This is a genomic window from Comamonas sp. CAH-2 (assembly GCF_009668305.1).
Lineage (GTDB): Bacteria > Pseudomonadota > Gammaproteobacteria > Burkholderiales > Burkholderiaceae_C > Comamonas > Comamonas aquatica.
Window position 1 is genome coordinate 127569 of sequence record NZ_VSWF01000003.1, and the last position, 14368, is coordinate 141936.

Sequence of the window (14368 nt, forward strand, 5' to 3'; positions counted from 1 at the left end):
TCGTGTCTTGGTTATCCGCGGGCAGGGTTCGGGCCGCACTCATACCAGCCCTTGCTTTGGTTGACGATCCGAACGACCAGCAGCATGACTGGCACCTCGATCAGCACGCCGACCACGGTGGCCAGCGCGGCGCCGGACTGGAAGCCGAACAGGCTGATGGCGGCGGCTACGGCCAGCTCGAAGAAGTTGCTGGCGCCGATCAGCGCCGAAGGACAAGCGATGCTGTGCTGCTCGCCCGCCTTGCGGTTGAGCCAATAGGCCAGGCCGGAGTTGAAGAACACCTGGATCAAGATCGGCACGGCCAGCATGGCGATCACCAGCGGCTGGCGGATGATGGCCTCGCCTTGGAAGGCGAACAGCAGCACCAGCGTGAGCAGCAGCGCCGCGATCGACAGCGGGCCGATGCGCTCCAGCGCCCGGTCGAAGGCGGCTTGGCCCTTGCTCAGCAGCGCGCGGCGCCAGAGCTGGGCCAGGATGACTGGAATCACGATGTACAGGCCGACCGATACCAGCAGCGTGGCCCACGGCACCGTGATGGACGACAGGCCCAGCAGCAGGCCGACGATGGGCGCGAAGGCGAACACCATGATGGTGTCGTTCAGCGCGACCTGCGACAGCGTGAACACCGGATCGCCCCCGGTCAGCCGACTCCAGACGAACACCATGGCTGTGCAAGGTGCGGCGGCCAGCAGGATCAGGCCCGCGACATAGCTGTCGAGCTGGTCGGCGGGCAGCCACTGCGCGAAGACCTGGCGGATAAAGATCCAGGCCAGCAGCGCCATCGAGAAGGGCTTGACGGCCCAGTTGATGAACAGCGTCACGCCGATGCCGCGCCAGTGCTGCTTGACTTGGCCGAGAGCGCCGAAGTCCACCTTGAGCAGCATGGGAATGATCATCACCCAGATCAGCAGGCCCACGGGCAGGTTGACCTGAGCCACTTCCATGCGGCCGATGGCCTGGAACACGCCCGGCGCGAACTGGCCGAGCGCGATACCGGCGACGATGCACAGAAGCACCCACACGCTCAGGTAGCGCTCGAAGACGCTCATGGTGGAGGTGGCCGGCGCACGGCCGGCCGTTTGGGTTCCAACACTCATCGCGCCAACCTCACTTCGTACCGATGCTGCGCAGCTCGTGCTGCAACGACATGGCATCCAAGCGCTGCATCGGCAGCGACAGGAATAGCTCGATGCGCCGGCGCAAGGTCAGCGCCGCATCCGTGAACGCCTTGCGCTTCTGTTCGTCGGTGCCCTCGACGGCTGCGGGATCGGGCACACCCCAATGCGCCGACATCGGGCGTCCCGGCCACACGGGGCAGACCTCGCCGGCGGCGTTGTCGCAGACCGTGAAGATGAAATCCAGCTCCGGCGCACCGGGCGCCGCGAACTCGTCCCAGTTCTTGCTGCGGTAGCCGGCGGTCGGCATGTGCAGCCGCTCCAGCGTGGCGAGCGCCAGTGGGTGGACTTCGCCCTTGGGGTGGCTGCCCGCCGAGTAGGCGCGAAAGCGCCCCTGGCCCAATTCATTGAGGATGCCTTCGGCCAGGATGGAGCGGGCCGAGTTACCCGTGCAGATGAACAGGGCGTTGTAGGTCTTGTCGGTGGTCATGGGTATCTCGTATCAGCAGCAGGAGGAAGCCGGCTTCACCGCAACGCCTACCGGCTTGCCGCGCGCCGGGGCGCAGCACGCTGCAGCGGCACCCGCTGCAGGCGCCGCTTCGTTGAAGACGGGGATGTTGCCCAGCGTGTGGAAGTGTTCCCAGGCCACGCCCTGCGGGTCGGTGATCCAGTGCTTCTCGCTGCGCGCGTAGCAGCAGGTGGTGGTGCCTTCGTCCAGCAGCGCCATGTCGGCCGCTTCGGCGCGGGCCTTCAGCACGGCCAATTCCTCGGCGTCATCGGTCTGGATGCCCAGGTGGTCGATGCCCGGCTTGTTGCCGCGCGTGGAGATGGCGAAGTTGACCGGCGGGTCTTCGAGCATCCACTTCGCATAGTCGCCTTCGACGCGCGCGGGCTGCGCGGCGAACAACTGGGAATAGAAGCCGATGCTGCGGTTCAGGTCATCGACGTGCAGGTGGACGTGAAAGCGCTTCATGGGGGTGATCCTTTCAGCAGGAAATACAGGCAGAGGAGGATTCGGTGACCTCGCACGCGCCGCCCTGGCAGCAGTGCTCGGTCAGATAGCCGAGCAGCCCATTCATTTGGGTGAAGTCGGCGCGGTAGATCAGGTTGCGGCCCTGCTGCTCGATGGTGACCAGGCCGGCATGGGCCAGTTCCTTCAGGTGGAAGGACAGGGAGTTGCGGGCCACGTCGAGCTGGTCGGCGAGGACGCTGGGTGTCAGCCCTTCGGGGCCGGCGACCACCAGGGCGCGGAACACGCGCAGCCGCTGGGTATGGGCCAGGGCGCCGAGGGCGGAAACGGCTTGGGTCTCGTTCATGGTTCGATAATACAACATTTATTGAATCATCGGCAAAACGCCTTCAATTGAATGGAGCCTGCGCGCTTGCGAGGCTTGACTTTCAAGACAGTTGCTCACGCCTTCGCGCCTGCGGCGCTGCGCGCTCCGCTTGCCTCCGGGGGAAAGCCCTGCGGGCTATCCCCGCCGCGCAGGGCTTGGCGCCCCTCGATGCCGCCGAACCGGCGTGCGCCGGATCGGCCCGGCCAGCGCCTACGGCTGGGCCGCTGTGAGCTGGCCTTCCGTCGCGGTCATCAGCACCGCCGTGCTGCATTCAAGCGCGCTGGCGATCTTGAAGATGATGGCCAGCGTGGGCATGTGCTCGCCGCGCTCGACCTTGCCCATGTGGGAACGCTCGACGCCAGCCAGGTGCGCCAGTGATTCCTGCGCGATGCCGCGCTCCATCCGCAGCGCACGCACCGCCGCGCCGAAGGCGTGAGCCAACTCGGCGTCATGGGTGGTGGAGCCGGCCGGTCGGCCGCGCTGAACGGATCGCTTCTGCATGGACAGAAGCGTCAAGTCGCAGCACAATTAAAACCACGTTATCTTTAACTCTTTCATGCCATTGGCCGTATTCGTGCTTTTACGGAAATCCGCTTTTGCGGATTCCGCCAAAACCGGAGAACCGCCATCGTGTCTTTCCAGATTTCTACAATTCCGCTTTTGCGCTTCCGTACTTCCACGGCTTGGGTGGAATACGCCTCCGCGCTTCGACGTGGAAACGCAAAACCGGCTGGGCACTCCCATGTTGAAGCAGGAATACCGTGATGAACGCTCCCCTTGTCACCGATGAACAGCGCGCCGCGCTGCTGGTGAACGGGTGGCTTGCTGCCACTGGCGAACCGAACGACCCGTTGCCGGTCGTGCGGCTGTTCACGCCCGACGCGCACGCCACCTGGCTGCTCACCGCGCTCGATCCCACTGACGGCGATACGGCCTACGGCCTGATCGACCTGGGAATCAGCATGCCCGAGCTGGGCCGCGTGAAGCTGTCCGACCTCGCGTCCATCGTCGGGCCGAACAAGTTGCCCGTGATGCGGGATCGGTATTTCCAGGCGGTGCGCCCGCTGTCGGAATATCTGCGGCTGGCGCAAGAGAACGGTTCCATTGTCGATTGAACCGCCCACGCACCGGCGAAACCGGGCGTATTGAGACTATTTCAGTTTTATTCCAGACTCGCCAAGTCTCAATTGGCACTCATGCATCCAAGCCCTGCGCTTCTGCTTGAAAAAGTCACGATCTTTCACGCGGCTTGCGGCATGGTGTTTTGTGCCGCCGTGACATTTTTTGGCTCATGCGGCCGTCGCATTCGGACGGATTTCGCAATGCACCGGAGCCCATCGGTCTTGACTACCAATGGTTACAGCCTGCCCCGATTCTGATGATGTTTTGACCTTGATGCGATAGCTCCGCGTTTCTCGCCGTGGCGGCGTTCCTGAATTCGACAGGAGCTTTCGTCATGGTCGATCCTCACCATCTTGCGCACTGGTATCCCACCGCCGCCTACCTCTACGTCTTGTGGCTGGATGCGCTCGCGCTGGCCTGGGAGTACCTGCGCCGTCATCCCGATTACCGGCTCGACTGGCTGCGCCAGCATCGCCGGCCACAAGCCGCACAGCAGGCGGCGCATCGCTGGGGCTTGCGCCTGTTGGAAGACCCGGCCTTGGATGCGCGCGACGCGCATCCGGCTTGGCTGCCCGGCCATGCCGGCGTGGTGCAGCTCTATCCCGATGCCGATCCGCCGTCCGACGCTGTGACCTTCGCGTTCTGGCGTATCCCCGGCCACAAGCAGCTGCTGCATGACGGCAAAGGGCTGGCGCTGATCGCGCTCCGCCCCGGCCAGTGCCTGCGCTTCGTGCTGGCGCATGGCCTGGAAGACGGCATGGCCGTGGCCTATGCCCATCGCGGCGGCGCTACCGCACCTGCGCGCGGTCATGTGCCTGGCGCAGCCCTGGCCGATACCAAGCCCAGGCCAACGCCTGCCGCGCTGCTGGAGTTGCACACCCTGCAGGCGCTTGACGCGACCCTGGCGGGCGCGTCCTTGCGCGAGGTGGCCGAAGGACTGTTCGGTGCAGATACCGTGGCCGCTGACTGGCACGCCGATGGCGACCTGCGCGCCCGCGTGCGGCGTCTGGCACGGCGCGGCGATGCGTTGATGCGCGGCGGCTACCGCCGACTAGCACAGCTTCCGCCGTTTGAGAAGGGACGTTTTGAAGGGGACGCAAAACGTCCCTGAGCAGGAGAGCTTCGTTTTCTGAGACTGCCTCCATCCGGTTGCGCTGTGTGGCCGGAGCTTCAAAACCGATGGAGGTTCACACCATGCGTCCCGCTCCCTTGCGGCCTGCCGCCACTGTCTCGACCGCTGCCGCGCAGCCGCAGCGTTATCTCACCAACGACGAAGCCGCCGAGTACCTGCGGCTGTCGCCGCGCACGCTGGAGAAGCAGCGCGTGATCGGCGGCGGCCCGCGCTTTCGCAAGTTCGGCCGGCGCGTCATGTACGCCGTGGCCGACCTCGATGCCTGGGCGGCCGACCGCAGCTTCGAGACCACTTCCGATCCCGAGTACGCCGAGCACCATGCGGCGGACAGCCGTGCGCGCTGATCGGCGGTGCGCGGGTGGGCTTCGCCATGTCCAAACCCTCGCAGGAACGCGAACAGCTCGATCTGTTCCGCGCCCTGCCGGGCGACATGGCGCCGCGCGACAGCCAGGATTTGATGGCCTTTCCGTTCTTCTCGCTGGCGAAGTCGCGGCGCACGGCGCCGATCGACTTCCGCGCCAGCGGCATCACGATCCGCGTGGAGGGCACGCAGGAACACGGCATCGCCACGATCTGGGACGCGGACGTGCTGATCTGGGCGGCCTCGCAGATCGTGGAAGCCCGCGACGCGGGGCTGCGCGCGTCACGACTCATGCAGGCAACGCCCTACGAGATCCTGCGCTTCATCGGGCGCGGTACGTCGCTGCGCGACTACCAGCGCCTCAAAGCGGCCTTGGACCGCCTGCAATCGACCACGGTGGCCACGTCCATTCGCGAGACGACCGGGCGGCGCCTGCACCGCTTCTCGTGGATCAACGAGTGGAAGGAGCTGGCCGATGCCAGCGGTACGCCGCTGGGCATCGAACTGATCCTGCCGGACTGGTTCTATGGGGGCGTGCTGGATGCGGCACTGGTGCTGACCATCGACCCGGCGTACTTCCGGCTGACGGGTGGCATCGAGCGATGGCTGTACCGCCTGGTGCGCAAGCATGGTGGACGGCAGCCGGGCGGCTGGCAGTTCGATTTCCAGCACCTGTATCGCAAATCGGGCAGCGTGGCGCGGTACTACGACTTCGCCGCCGACCTGCGGGCGCTGGTGGCGCGGCAAACCTTGCCCGGCTACCAGTTGGGAATCGAGTACGTATCCGGGATTTCCTCGCCGCTGCTGACTTTCCGGCCCGTGCCGCAAACGGCACGGGGATAACTACGGCAAAGCCTGTGGATGGGCTCGTGCTATCAGGCAACAAAGGTATCGTGCTATCAGGCAACGAATCCTCGTGCTATCAGGCAACAAAATCGGCCGCAAACCCGCGCCAGCATTGGGATTGCGCGTCCTCTAACTTCCCTAACTTAATTTCTCTAACTTTTAGTAGGGAAACGCCGCTGCGGTGGACAACCACCACGCGGCCACAAACGGCAGGCAAAACCAGCCACCAGCCGACAGGTTTTGCAGGCCGATCAATGCAAGGCTTTCCAGCATGGAGGGCCGCGCCATGATCGTCGCTCTGCTCAACCAGAAAGGCGGCGTGGGCAAGACCACGCTCGCCACACACATCGCCGGCGAGCTGGCGATGCGCGGCCAGCACGTCGTCCTGCTGGACGCCGACCCGCAGGGTTCATCGCTGGACTGGACACAGCGCAGAAGCCAGCAGGGTTTGCCAAGGTTGTTCAGCGCCGTGGGCCTGGCACGCGAAACGCTGCATCAGGAAGCACCAGAACTCGCCAGGCGGGCCGATCACGTCGTCATCGACGGCCCGCCACGCATCGCGGCACTGGCGCGCTCCGCGCTGCTGGCGGCCGAGCGCGTGCTGATCCCCGTGCAACCCAGCCCCTACGACCTGTGGGCCAGCGCCGAGATGGTGGCGCTGATCCGCGAGGCCCAGGTGTTCCGGCCTGCGCTGCGCGCGGCCTTCGTCATCAACCGGCGCGTCAGCACCACGATCATCGGGCGCGAGGCGCGGCAGTCGCTGGCCGACCAACCGCTGCCGGCGCTGCGCGCCGAGGTTCGCCAGCGCATCGTCTTCGCCGACAGCGTGGCCGCCGGTCGGCTCGCACGCGAGACGGCGCCGGACAGCGCCGCCGCGCGTGAAATCACCGCGCTGGTGGACGAACTGCTGCGGTGGCCGACATGACCGAGAAGCCGCCACCGAACAGCAGACGCACGGCAAAGCGCGTCGGCATCGGCGCGCGTCCGCCCGCGAATCCGCACGCCGAGGCGTGGATTCGCCAAGGCGACGCCGATGCGCTCAACAAGGGCGACCTCTACACCGCCCGCCTGACCCTCGACATCACGCCCGCGCTGCGCGCGCGCATCAAGGTGTCGGCCTTCACGCAAGGCGTGACCGTGGCCGATCTGCTGCGCGGCCTGCTGGAGCGGGAGTTTCCCGGGCATCGCAGGGAAAACACCCCATGACCGCATCCGCTTCGCCTGCCGCTGGCGCGGCTACGGCTGCGCTCGCAGCTCCTTCCGGCCATCCTGCCAGGGCGCCGCTGACGCGCGTGGCACTGGCCTACATCGAACCGCGCTTCAAGCTCTACCTGCGCTTCGGCGAACCTGCGCGCACGCACCAGCTCGACCGCTGGCGGCGCTGCGCCGTGTTCCTGCCGGGCGCGATGTTGTGCCGCATCCGCTGGCAGGCCAACGACTACGGCACGATCCGCTGGCAGCTCATGGTGATGCAGGCTTGCACGCCGCTCGATGCGGCGCAGCGCATTCCCGGCGTGCAGCCGGGCGCACGCCTGCTGCTGCACGCCGAGGGCGAGAATCAGGTGCGCGCCGTGCTGGAGCGCATCGACGCCATCGAGGCGCTGGGCATCGCACCTGTCGGTGCCTCGCCCGCGTACTGGCGCACGCTCGCCAACCGGCTCGCTGCGCGCCTGCCGCTGCCCGAATACACCGCCGAGCGGCACGCCGCCTGGCTGACCGGGAGGGCCCTGCCATGACGCTTCCATCCGCCGTTGCCGGTGCAGCGGGCATTCCGCCGCGTCCTCACTCGCGCCTGCGCGCTCGCATCGTGCTGGCGGGCCTGTCCGCCTGCGGCCTCGCTGCGCTGGCCTGGGCGTCCTTCGTGCATCCGCTGCCGCGCCTGATCTACAACCCGTCCGACAGCGTGGCGGTCGGCTGGTATCGCGTCGATCCGCAGGGCCACGGCACCGACTCGCTGCCACGTCCTTTGTCCGTGGGCAGCATCGTCCTGACCACGCTGCCGCCAGATGCCGCCGCGCTGGCCGCGCAGCGCGGCTACCTGCCGGCGCGCGTGCCGCTGCTCAAGCGCGTGGGCGCCGTCGCGCCGCAGGAAGTGTGCATCGCTGGCGACATTGTCCGCATCGACGGCGTGCCTTCGGCCGCCGTGCTGCCTGCCGACCGCTGGGGCCGGCCTCTGCCATCCTGGCAGCAATGCCGCCGCCTTGAACCCGGCGAACTGTTCTTGCTCAGTGTGACCAACCCTGCATCGTTCGACAGCCGGTATTTCGGGCCGGTCAGCGCATCCGCCGTGATCGGCGTCGCGCATCCGGTCTGGCTGGAGTCCCGCCCATGATGGCCGCCGACTCGCTGCACGTCGCCGTGCATCTCATCGTGCCATCGGGCGTGTCGTTCTGCCGTTCGTCGCCGTGTCGTCGCGCGTGCAGTGCGAGCGCATTCGCGCCGCACTTCGCGTTGCCTTCGGCGCAGCCATCCAACGTGCAGGCGTCTTGCCTCGAACGCGCCCGGCCTGCGGCCGTGTCCGCGTTCGCCGGCGCGCTGGCTGCTCACGCAGCAGCGCCGCCGGGCCGCCGCTGCCCGGAGCGCCAGCGAGGGGCAAAGGCGGAAGGCAAGACAAAAGGGTGCGGCACCTGCCTGCCCGCAAAGCCAGTCTGCACGTGGGGGTGGCGCGGCACGCAACGGCTTCGCCGCCGTGCCGCTGGGGGTGCGTGGCCCGCGCCAATGCGGGCTTGTCCGCGTGCTTCGCACGACGGACTACGCCCCAGCTTTCAGGGAGAGAAGTCATGACCAACCGCCGCGACGACGATTTCCGCATCCGCCCGAACCCTCCAAAGACTCCGAAAAACCGGGGCCAGAGCTTCATCGCCAAGGTGCTCCAACAGACCGGCAAGGCCAGCAGCGGCAAGTCCTCGGTGCGCCGCCCGGCATCGGCTGGCGGCGGCAAGACCACCGGCCCGCGGCCTGGCTCGCGCCTGGGTCGGGGCCACACAGCGGCCCGCTTCGCCGGGGCCAAGCTGACGCCCATGTCGCGGCGCGTGACCATCAAGACACTGCTGGTCAACCAGCAGCGGGCCAGTCCGCAGTCGCTCGCCAAGCACCTGCGCTACATCGAGCGCGACGGCGTGGGCCGCGACGGCGAACCGGGTCGGGCCTATGGGCCGCAGACCGACAAAGCTGATCTGGACGCTTTCAAGGAGCGCTGCGCCGATGATCGGCACCACTTTCGCTTCATCGTCTCGCCCGAGGAAGGGGGCGAGCTGGAAGACCTGCGCACCTACACGCGGCACCTGATGGGCCGCATGGAGGCCGACCTGGGCACGCGGCTGGAGTGGGTGGCCGTCGATCACTGGAACACCGACAACCCGCATACCCACCTGATCGTGCGCGGGCGCGATGACACCGGCAAAGACCTCATCATCGCGGGCGATTACATCGCCGATGGCTTTCGGCATCGCGCCGCCGAGCTGGCGACCGAATGGCTGGGGCCGCGCACCGAACAGGAGATCCGGCGCACCCTGGCCCGCGAAGTGGAGCAGGAACGGTGGACGAGCCTGGATCGTATGCTGGAGCGCGAGCTGGGTGACGACGGCCGGGTGCAGATCGAACGCTTCAACGAACCGCGGCTGCAACGCCAGCGCCTGCTGCTGATCGGCCGGCTGCAACGCTTGCAGCGCCTGGGCCTGGCCGACGAGATGCGGCCCGGCACCTGGGCCGTCCATGCCGACGCGGAAAAAACGCTGCGCGCCCTGGGCGAGCGCGGCGACATCATCCGCACCATGCAGCGGGCCATGCGCGGCGAGCCGCGCGAGCTGGCGGTATTCGAGCCGGGCGACGACGGCCGAACCATCCTCGGCCGCGTCGCCGCAAAGGGGCTGGCCGACGAACTGCGCGACCGGGGCTATCTGGTCATCGACGGGGTGGACGGCAAGGCCCACTACGTCGCGCTCAACGCCCGCGACGAGCTGGCGAACTATCCCGCCGGCGCCGTGGTGGAGGTGAAGGGATCGGCCGCCGTGCGCGCGGCCGACAAGAACATCGCCGCGCTGGCGAGCGATGGCCTGTACCGCACCGACCACCACCTTGCCATCGCGCAGGGTCAGGCCGTGCCCGGCCGCGATCCGCAGGAAGTGGTCGCGTCCCACGTCCGCCGGCTGGAAGCCTTGCGCCGTGCCGGTATCGTGGAACGGGTGGCCGAGGGGCTATGGAAGGTGCCGGACGACCTGCCCGAGCAGGGCCGTCGCTACGATGCGCAGCGCCTGGGCGGCGTGGCGGTGGAGCTGAAATCGCACCTGCCCATCGAGCGGCAGGCCCGCGTGATCGGAGCCACCTGGCTCGACCAGCAGTTGATCGGCGGCGGCTCGGGCCTGGGCAACCTGGGCTTTGGCAGCGAGGTCAACCAGGCGATGCAGCAGCGCGCCGAATTCCTGGCCGAACAGGGGCTGGCAGAGCGGCGCGGGCAGCGCGTAATCCTCGCGCGCAATCTATTGGCGACACTACGCGATCGGGATGTGATTCGGGCTGCCAAGGATATTGCCACCGAAACCGGGCTGGAACACCGTCTGGCGGCCGATGGCCAGCGCGTGACCGGCATCTACCGGCGCAGCCTCATGCTCGCCAGTGGCCGCTTTGCCATGCTCGATGATGGTATGGGGTTCAGCTTGGTGCCATGGACGCCGGTCATCGAACAACGACTCGGCATGCTGATTTCTGGGCAGGTACATGGTGGCACCCTATCCTGGCAAATCCGACGGCAGCAGGGTTTATCCGTTACCTGACGCCAGCAGCGATTGAGCACCTACCGACCGGATGCGTCTACAGCCGTTCAGCGTCCGGCAAACTGCGGGACTCGCTTTGCGACGAACGCGTGAACCGCTTCCAGCGAATCTGTGGTTTTCGAGGCTCGATTCATTTCGGCCGCCTCCAGCCTCAATGAGGTCGCCAGATCACTCTCGAAGGCAGCGAGTTGCAGGCGCTTGGCGCCCGCATAACCTTGCGTTGGTCCGACCGAAAATTGCACCGCCATACGCCGCGCTTCGCCCAGCAGGCTCTCGCCAGGAACCACTTTCTCGACCAATCCCCAGGCCAAGGCCTCGTCCGAACTGACTACGCGATTGGTCAAGATCATGTCTCGTGCGCGTCGTCCACCCACTGCGCGTGGAAGTAGCCAGCTGATGCCGAAATCCCCCGCGTATCCGAGGCCGGTATGGGCCGCCACAAACTTCGTCCCACTTGCGGCAATCAGGTAGTCAGAAGGCCAAGGCAAGCCCGAGACCGCCTCCGGCTACCGCGCCTTGTACGGCGCAGACTACCGGGAACGGCAGGCTGGCGAATTGAGGAATCATGCTTTCGGCCACTCTCAGTTCGTCATCGACCAAGGTAGACAACGCATCGCCTGCGGCCACCATTTCTTCGATGTCGCCTCCGCAACTGAACATCCGGCCCTCGCCGCGCAGCAGCAAAGCTCGGATCGAGCCATCGCGTTCGACATCTGCAATGACACCAGCGAGCACGTTTACGACCGACGTGCTCAACGCATTCATTTTTTTGGCGAGTTGAGTGTTATGGTCGCGACGGCACCATTCTTTTCGAGAATTACCGGATTTCCAGGCATGCTGACGTTCCCTGATTGATCAAAATTTCAGCGTCAGCGTCAGCGTCAGCGCGGCGCCATGCGAATGGCACCATCCACACGAATGGACTCGGCATTCATGTAGCCGCAAGTAACGAGAAACTCGACGGCCTGCGCGAATTCATCGGGGTCGCCTAAACGCTTGGGGAAGGGCACGCTGGCCGCCAGCGCCTGTTTGACGTTGTCCGGCAGACCCAGCAGCAACGGTGTACCGAAGATCCCCGGCATGATGGTGTTGATCCGGATCCCTTCGTCCATCATGTCGCGCGCGATTGGCAGGGTCATGCCCACGATGGCTGCCTTGCTGGCCGCATAGCTGGCCTGGCCGACCTGGCCGTCCTGCGCGGCGGCCGAAGCAGTGTTGACGATGGCGCCGCGGTCGCCATCGGCCAGCGGCGCGAGCGTCAACATGCCCGCAGCTGACTTGGCGATGCAGCGGAAGGTGCCCACCAGGTTGATCTGAATGATGCGATTGAAACGATCTGCCGCGCATGGGCGGATTTCGCCGGTTTTCTTGTCGCGGCTGACAGTCTTGACGGCATCGGCAGTGCCGGCGCAGTTGACCAGAATGCGTTCCTGCCCAATGGCCGCGCGGGCCTTGGCGAAGGCGGCGTCCACCTGCTCCTCGGACATCACGTCCACATTGCAGTAAACGCCGCCGAGTTCGCTAGCCAACGCCTGGCCGACGGTTTCGTTCATGTCGAAGATGGCGACTTTGACGCCATGGCTGGCCAAACGCCGGGCCGTGGCGGCTCCCAGGCCGGAAGCGCCCCCGGTGATGACGGCAGAGATGTCGGAGTTCAGTTGCATGGTTTTTCCTCGATGGGTGAGAAACAGGCGTTATTGGCCGGTAAAGTTGGGTGTGCGCTTGCCTAGGAATGCCGCTTGCCCTTCCAGGTTGTCGGCCGAACGCAAAGCGACGAGGAAATTGCGCTTCTCATGCTCCAGGCCTTGCGCGAGCGGAGTCTCAAAGCTGGCCAGTGCCGCATCTTTCGCCAGCGCCACGGCCAGCGGCGAATTGGCTGCAATCCGGTTGGCCATCGCCAACGCCGTCGGCAGGGCCTGGCCATCAGCCGTCACTTCGGCGACCATGCCTGCATCGCAAGCCTTGCGGGCGTCGATGAAATCGCCGGTCAGCAACAGGGCCATGGCCTTGGACTTACCGATAGCGTGGATCAGGCGCTGCGTGCCCCCGGCACCCGGAATGGCGCCCAGCTTGACTTCCGGCACACCAAAATTGGCAGACTCGCCAGCGATCGCGATGTCGCAGGCCAGCGCTAATTCTGTGCCGCCGCCCAGCGCGAGCTTTTCCACCGCTGCGATGACGGGCTTGGGGAAGCGCTCCAGTTCCGACCAAAAGTGGCCGCCTGCTGCCGCACGATCGCCCAGCAGTGGCTCGGCGCGCAGCGCATCGAAGGCCGTGATGTCGGCCCCGGCGCAGAACACGCCCTCGGCGCCGGTGATGATGACCGCGCGCACGGTATCGTCGTCGCGCAGTTGCACAAGCTGCGCACGCAGGCCATCGAATACCGCGCGGTTCAAGCTGTTCTTCGCGCGCGGGCGGTTGATGGTCAAGGTGGCGATGGCGCCATCGCGGCTGACGAGCACTTCGCTGGCTTCGCTCATGGTGGCCCCGCTCATCCAAGCCGCTCGATGATGGTGGTGTTGGCCGTGCCCGAGGCCTCGCAAATCGTCTGCAGGCCATAGCGGCCGCCCCGGCGCTCCAGCTCGCACAGCAGGTCAGTGAGCATGCGCGCGCCGGTAGAGCCCAGCGGATGGCCGATGGCTATCGAGCCGCCGTTGACGTTGAGGCGGTCGTCCAGGATGCCGAACTCCTGCTGAAACATCAGCGGCACGCCGCCGAAGGCCTCGTTGACTTCGAACAGATCGATATCGTCGAGGGTCAGACCCGATTCCTTCAGTGCCTTGCGGGTGGCGTCGAGCACGGCGGTGAACTGGATCACCGGGTCGGCGGCTGCCACGGCGGTGCTGACGAAGCGCGCACGCGGCTTCAGGCCGTATTGCTTGGCGTAGGCACGGCTGGCGATCAGCAGCGCGGCGGCACCGTCGCTGATCTGCGATGAGTTGGCGGCCGTGGTGGCGCCGTCGGCGGCAAACACGGCTTTCAGCGTGGCCATCTTCTCGGGGTTGGGGTCCGCGCGCACGCCCTCGTCGGCGGCGACGATCGGGCTGTCCGGATCAGCCGGATCCTCGGTCAGCCGCACCAGTTGATCCCTGACGCGGCCAGCCTGCGAGGCCTCGGTGGCCCGCCGATGGCTACGCACGGCGAAGGCATCCAAGGCCTCGCGCGTGAGACCGAAGCGCTTGTTCATCAACTCCGAGGAAGCGCCCTGCGGTATCAGCGGGTTGTCCTGGTAGCGCGCCAGTTCGCTCGGGCTGTATTGCGAGCCCAGCGGCGCGCCGGGCTTGAACGACGGCGGCATGGGGGCCTGCGACATCGATTCCACCCCGGCGCCGATGACCAGTTGGTAAGCGCCCGCCTGGATGCCATGCACGGCAAAGCTCACCGCCTGCTGGCCGGAGCCGCATTGCCGGTCAACCGTCACCGCCGGGACGGATTCGGGCAGCCCCGCCGCCAATACGGCATGACGGCCCAGGTTGCCGTGCTGTTGGTCCCATTGCAGCACGCAGCCGACGATCACATCGTCCAGATCGGCGGGGTTGATGCCGGAGCGCTCGACCAGCTGGCGCAGCGTCTCGCCCAGCAGATCGACGGGGTGCCATTTCTGCAGGCGCCCGCCGCGCTTGCCCACGGGGGTGCGCAACGCACCGACGATGACGGGTTCATGGTCATTCATGTTCTTCTCC

The 14368-nt window shown here is 66.5% G+C and carries 20 protein-coding genes; 9 read left to right on the forward strand and 11 right to left on the reverse strand.

Going from position 1 to position 14368, the window contains the following annotated elements; genetic code table 11:
- Positions 1 to 11: 11 nt before the first annotated feature.
- From arsB to FYM52_RS03820, 5 genes are all read right to left on the reverse strand, one after another.
- Positions 12 to 1097 carry an ACR3 family arsenite efflux transporter gene (arsB, locus tag FYM52_RS03800; protein ID WP_154163142.1) on the reverse strand — a complete coding sequence of 362 codons (1086 nt, stop codon included), beginning with the start codon at positions 1095 to 1097 and terminating at the stop codon, positions 12 to 14.
- 10 nt (positions 1098 to 1107) lie between these two features.
- A complete protein-coding gene (locus FYM52_RS03805; RefSeq protein WP_013721777.1) occupies positions 1108 to 1605 on the reverse strand; it encodes an arsenate reductase ArsC in 498 nt (165 codons plus the stop codon).
- 12 nt (positions 1606 to 1617) lie between these two features.
- Positions 1618 to 2088, reverse strand: a complete 471-nt coding sequence (locus FYM52_RS03810) for an ArsI/CadI family heavy metal resistance metalloenzyme (protein WP_154163143.1) — start codon at positions 2086 to 2088, stop codon at positions 1618 to 1620.
- Positions 2089 to 2101: 13 nt separating this feature from the next.
- Complete coding sequence (locus FYM52_RS03815; RefSeq protein ID WP_154163144.1) at positions 2102 to 2431, reverse strand: helix-turn-helix transcriptional regulator; 330 nt, start codon at positions 2429 to 2431, stop codon at positions 2102 to 2104.
- A gap of 231 nt (positions 2432 to 2662) precedes the next feature.
- Complete coding sequence (locus FYM52_RS03820; protein WP_043376311.1) at positions 2663 to 2953, reverse strand: helix-turn-helix domain-containing protein; 291 nt, start codon at positions 2951 to 2953, stop codon at positions 2663 to 2665.
- A gap of 263 nt (positions 2954 to 3216) precedes the next feature.
- On the opposite strand from FYM52_RS03820, the gene FYM52_RS03825 reads away from it, so the two are divergent.
- The 4 genes from FYM52_RS03825 to FYM52_RS03840 all read left to right on the forward strand — a co-directional run bounded on the left by FYM52_RS03825 (position 3217) and on the right by FYM52_RS03840 (position 5910).
- A complete protein-coding gene (locus FYM52_RS03825; RefSeq protein WP_043371981.1) occupies positions 3217 to 3567 on the forward strand; it encodes a DUF2958 domain-containing protein in 351 nt (116 codons plus the stop codon).
- Positions 3568 to 3908: 341 nt separating this feature from the next.
- The gene (locus tag FYM52_RS03830; protein ID WP_043371984.1) at positions 3909 to 4685 is read left to right on the forward strand and encodes a DUF2285 domain-containing protein; all 777 of its coding nucleotides are present in this window, start codon (positions 3909 to 3911) and stop codon (positions 4683 to 4685) included.
- A gap of 83 nt (positions 4686 to 4768) precedes the next feature.
- A complete protein-coding gene (locus tag FYM52_RS03835) occupies positions 4769 to 5050 on the forward strand; it encodes an AlpA family transcriptional regulator (RefSeq protein ID WP_043376313.1) in 282 nt (93 codons plus the stop codon).
- 26 nt (positions 5051 to 5076) lie between these two features.
- Positions 5077 to 5910, forward strand: coding sequence for a replication initiator protein A (locus FYM52_RS03840; protein ID WP_154163145.1), 834 nt, complete (start codon positions 5077 to 5079; stop codon positions 5908 to 5910).
- A 162-nt stretch (positions 5911 to 6072) separates the two neighbouring features.
- On the opposite strand, the gene FYM52_RS19035 is transcribed toward FYM52_RS03840, so the two are convergent.
- Complete coding sequence (locus FYM52_RS19035) at positions 6073 to 6201, reverse strand: hypothetical protein (protein ID WP_255446750.1); 129 nt, start codon at positions 6199 to 6201, stop codon at positions 6073 to 6075.
- Here FYM52_RS19035 and parA point away from each other — a divergent pair.
- The 5 genes from parA (at position 6200) to FYM52_RS03865 (ending at position 10685) form a co-directional block, all read left to right on the forward strand.
- Entirely contained in the window at positions 6200 to 6838 is a 639-nt protein-coding gene (parA, locus tag FYM52_RS03845) for a ParA family partition ATPase (protein ID WP_043376318.1), read from the forward strand. The genes FYM52_RS19035 and parA overlap by 2 nt on opposite strands.
- Positions 6835 to 7119, forward strand: coding sequence for a chromosome partitioning protein ParB (locus FYM52_RS03850; protein ID WP_154163198.1), 285 nt, complete (start codon positions 6835 to 6837; stop codon positions 7117 to 7119). The genes parA and FYM52_RS03850 overlap by 4 nt, the downstream gene beginning before the upstream one ends.
- Positions 7116 to 7649, forward strand: a complete 534-nt coding sequence (locus tag FYM52_RS03855; RefSeq protein WP_043371986.1) for a DUF2840 domain-containing protein — start codon at positions 7116 to 7118, stop codon at positions 7647 to 7649. Before FYM52_RS03850 ends, FYM52_RS03855 begins: the two co-directional genes overlap by 4 nt.
- Complete coding sequence (locus tag FYM52_RS03860; RefSeq protein WP_154163146.1) at positions 7646 to 8245, forward strand: S26 family signal peptidase; 600 nt, start codon at positions 7646 to 7648, stop codon at positions 8243 to 8245. The genes FYM52_RS03855 and FYM52_RS03860 overlap by 4 nt, the downstream gene beginning before the upstream one ends.
- 448 nt (positions 8246 to 8693) lie before the next feature.
- Positions 8694 to 10685, forward strand: a complete 1992-nt coding sequence (locus FYM52_RS03865; RefSeq protein ID WP_154163147.1) for a relaxase/mobilization nuclease and DUF3363 domain-containing protein — start codon at positions 8694 to 8696, stop codon at positions 10683 to 10685.
- 47 nt (positions 10686 to 10732) lie between these two features.
- On the opposite strand, the gene FYM52_RS19040 is transcribed toward FYM52_RS03865, so the two are convergent.
- The 5 genes from FYM52_RS19040 to FYM52_RS03885 form a co-directional block, all read right to left on the reverse strand.
- Complete coding sequence (locus FYM52_RS19040; protein ID WP_253279287.1) at positions 10733 to 11125, reverse strand: enoyl-CoA hydratase/isomerase family protein; 393 nt, start codon at positions 11123 to 11125, stop codon at positions 10733 to 10735.
- Positions 11126 to 11156: 31 nt separating this feature from the next.
- Entirely contained in the window at positions 11157 to 11450 is a 294-nt protein-coding gene (locus FYM52_RS19045) for an enoyl-CoA hydratase/isomerase family protein (RefSeq protein WP_255446752.1), read from the reverse strand.
- A 116-nt stretch (positions 11451 to 11566) separates the two neighbouring features.
- Positions 11567 to 12349, reverse strand: a complete 783-nt coding sequence (locus FYM52_RS03875) for an SDR family NAD(P)-dependent oxidoreductase (RefSeq protein WP_015014604.1) — start codon at positions 12347 to 12349, stop codon at positions 11567 to 11569.
- A 30-nt stretch (positions 12350 to 12379) separates the two neighbouring features.
- Complete coding sequence (locus FYM52_RS03880) at positions 12380 to 13180, reverse strand: enoyl-CoA hydratase/isomerase family protein (RefSeq protein WP_034386985.1); 801 nt, start codon at positions 13178 to 13180, stop codon at positions 12380 to 12382.
- Complete coding sequence (locus tag FYM52_RS03885; protein ID WP_154163148.1) at positions 13177 to 14358, reverse strand: thiolase family protein; 1182 nt, start codon at positions 14356 to 14358, stop codon at positions 13177 to 13179. The genes FYM52_RS03880 and FYM52_RS03885 overlap by 4 nt, the downstream gene beginning before the upstream one ends.
- Positions 14359 to 14368 lie beyond the last annotated feature (10 nt).

What these genes read in the sequence shown, in the direction of transcription:
- FYM52_RS03860 (WP_154163146.1), top strand. Translation starts at nt 7,646, where the DNA reads ATGACGCTTCCATCCGCCGTTGCCGGTGCAGCGGGCATTCCGCCGCGT.
- FYM52_RS03805 (WP_013721777.1), bottom strand. Translation starts at nt 1,605, where the DNA reads ATGACCACCGACAAGACCTACAACGCCCTGTTCATCTGCACGGGTAAC.
- FYM52_RS03875 (WP_015014604.1), bottom strand. Translation starts at nt 12,349, where the DNA reads ATGCAACTGAACTCCGACATCTCTGCCGTCATCACCGGGGGCGCTTCC.
- parA (WP_043376318.1), top strand. Translation starts at nt 6,200, where the DNA reads ATGATCGTCGCTCTGCTCAACCAGAAAGGCGGCGTGGGCAAGACCACG.
- FYM52_RS03855 (WP_043371986.1), top strand. Translation starts at nt 7,116, where the DNA reads ATGACCGCATCCGCTTCGCCTGCCGCTGGCGCGGCTACGGCTGCGCTC.
- arsB (WP_154163142.1), bottom strand. Translation starts at nt 1,097, where the DNA reads ATGAGTGTTGGAACCCAAACGGCCGGCCGTGCGCCGGCCACCTCCACC.
- FYM52_RS19045 (WP_255446752.1), bottom strand. Translation starts at nt 11,450, where the DNA reads ATGAATGCGTTGAGCACGTCGGTCGTAAACGTGCTCGCTGGTGTCATT.
- FYM52_RS03880 (WP_034386985.1), bottom strand. Translation starts at nt 13,180, where the DNA reads ATGAGCGGGGCCACCATGAGCGAAGCCAGCGAAGTGCTCGTCAGCCGC.
- FYM52_RS03810 (WP_154163143.1), bottom strand. Translation starts at nt 2,088, where the DNA reads ATGAAGCGCTTTCACGTCCACCTGCACGTCGATGACCTGAACCGCAGC.
- FYM52_RS03835 (WP_043376313.1), top strand. Translation starts at nt 4,769, where the DNA reads ATGCGTCCCGCTCCCTTGCGGCCTGCCGCCACTGTCTCGACCGCTGCC.
- FYM52_RS03830 (WP_043371984.1), top strand. Translation starts at nt 3,909, where the DNA reads ATGGTCGATCCTCACCATCTTGCGCACTGGTATCCCACCGCCGCCTAC.
- FYM52_RS03850 (WP_154163198.1), top strand. Translation starts at nt 6,835, where the DNA reads ATGACCGAGAAGCCGCCACCGAACAGCAGACGCACGGCAAAGCGCGTC.
- FYM52_RS03820 (WP_043376311.1), bottom strand. Translation starts at nt 2,953, where the DNA reads ATGCAGAAGCGATCCGTTCAGCGCGGCCGACCGGCCGGCTCCACCACC.
- FYM52_RS03865 (WP_154163147.1), top strand. Translation starts at nt 8,694, where the DNA reads ATGACCAACCGCCGCGACGACGATTTCCGCATCCGCCCGAACCCTCCA.
- FYM52_RS03815 (WP_154163144.1), bottom strand. Translation starts at nt 2,431, where the DNA reads ATGAACGAGACCCAAGCCGTTTCCGCCCTCGGCGCCCTGGCCCATACC.
- FYM52_RS19035 (WP_255446750.1), bottom strand. Translation starts at nt 6,201, where the DNA reads ATGGCGCGGCCCTCCATGCTGGAAAGCCTTGCATTGATCGGCCTGCAA.
- FYM52_RS03840 (WP_154163145.1), top strand. Translation starts at nt 5,077, where the DNA reads ATGTCCAAACCCTCGCAGGAACGCGAACAGCTCGATCTGTTCCGCGCC.
- FYM52_RS03885 (WP_154163148.1), bottom strand. Translation starts at nt 14,358, where the DNA reads ATGAATGACCATGAACCCGTCATCGTCGGTGCGTTGCGCACCCCCGTG.
- FYM52_RS03825 (WP_043371981.1), top strand. Translation starts at nt 3,217, where the DNA reads ATGAACGCTCCCCTTGTCACCGATGAACAGCGCGCCGCGCTGCTGGTG.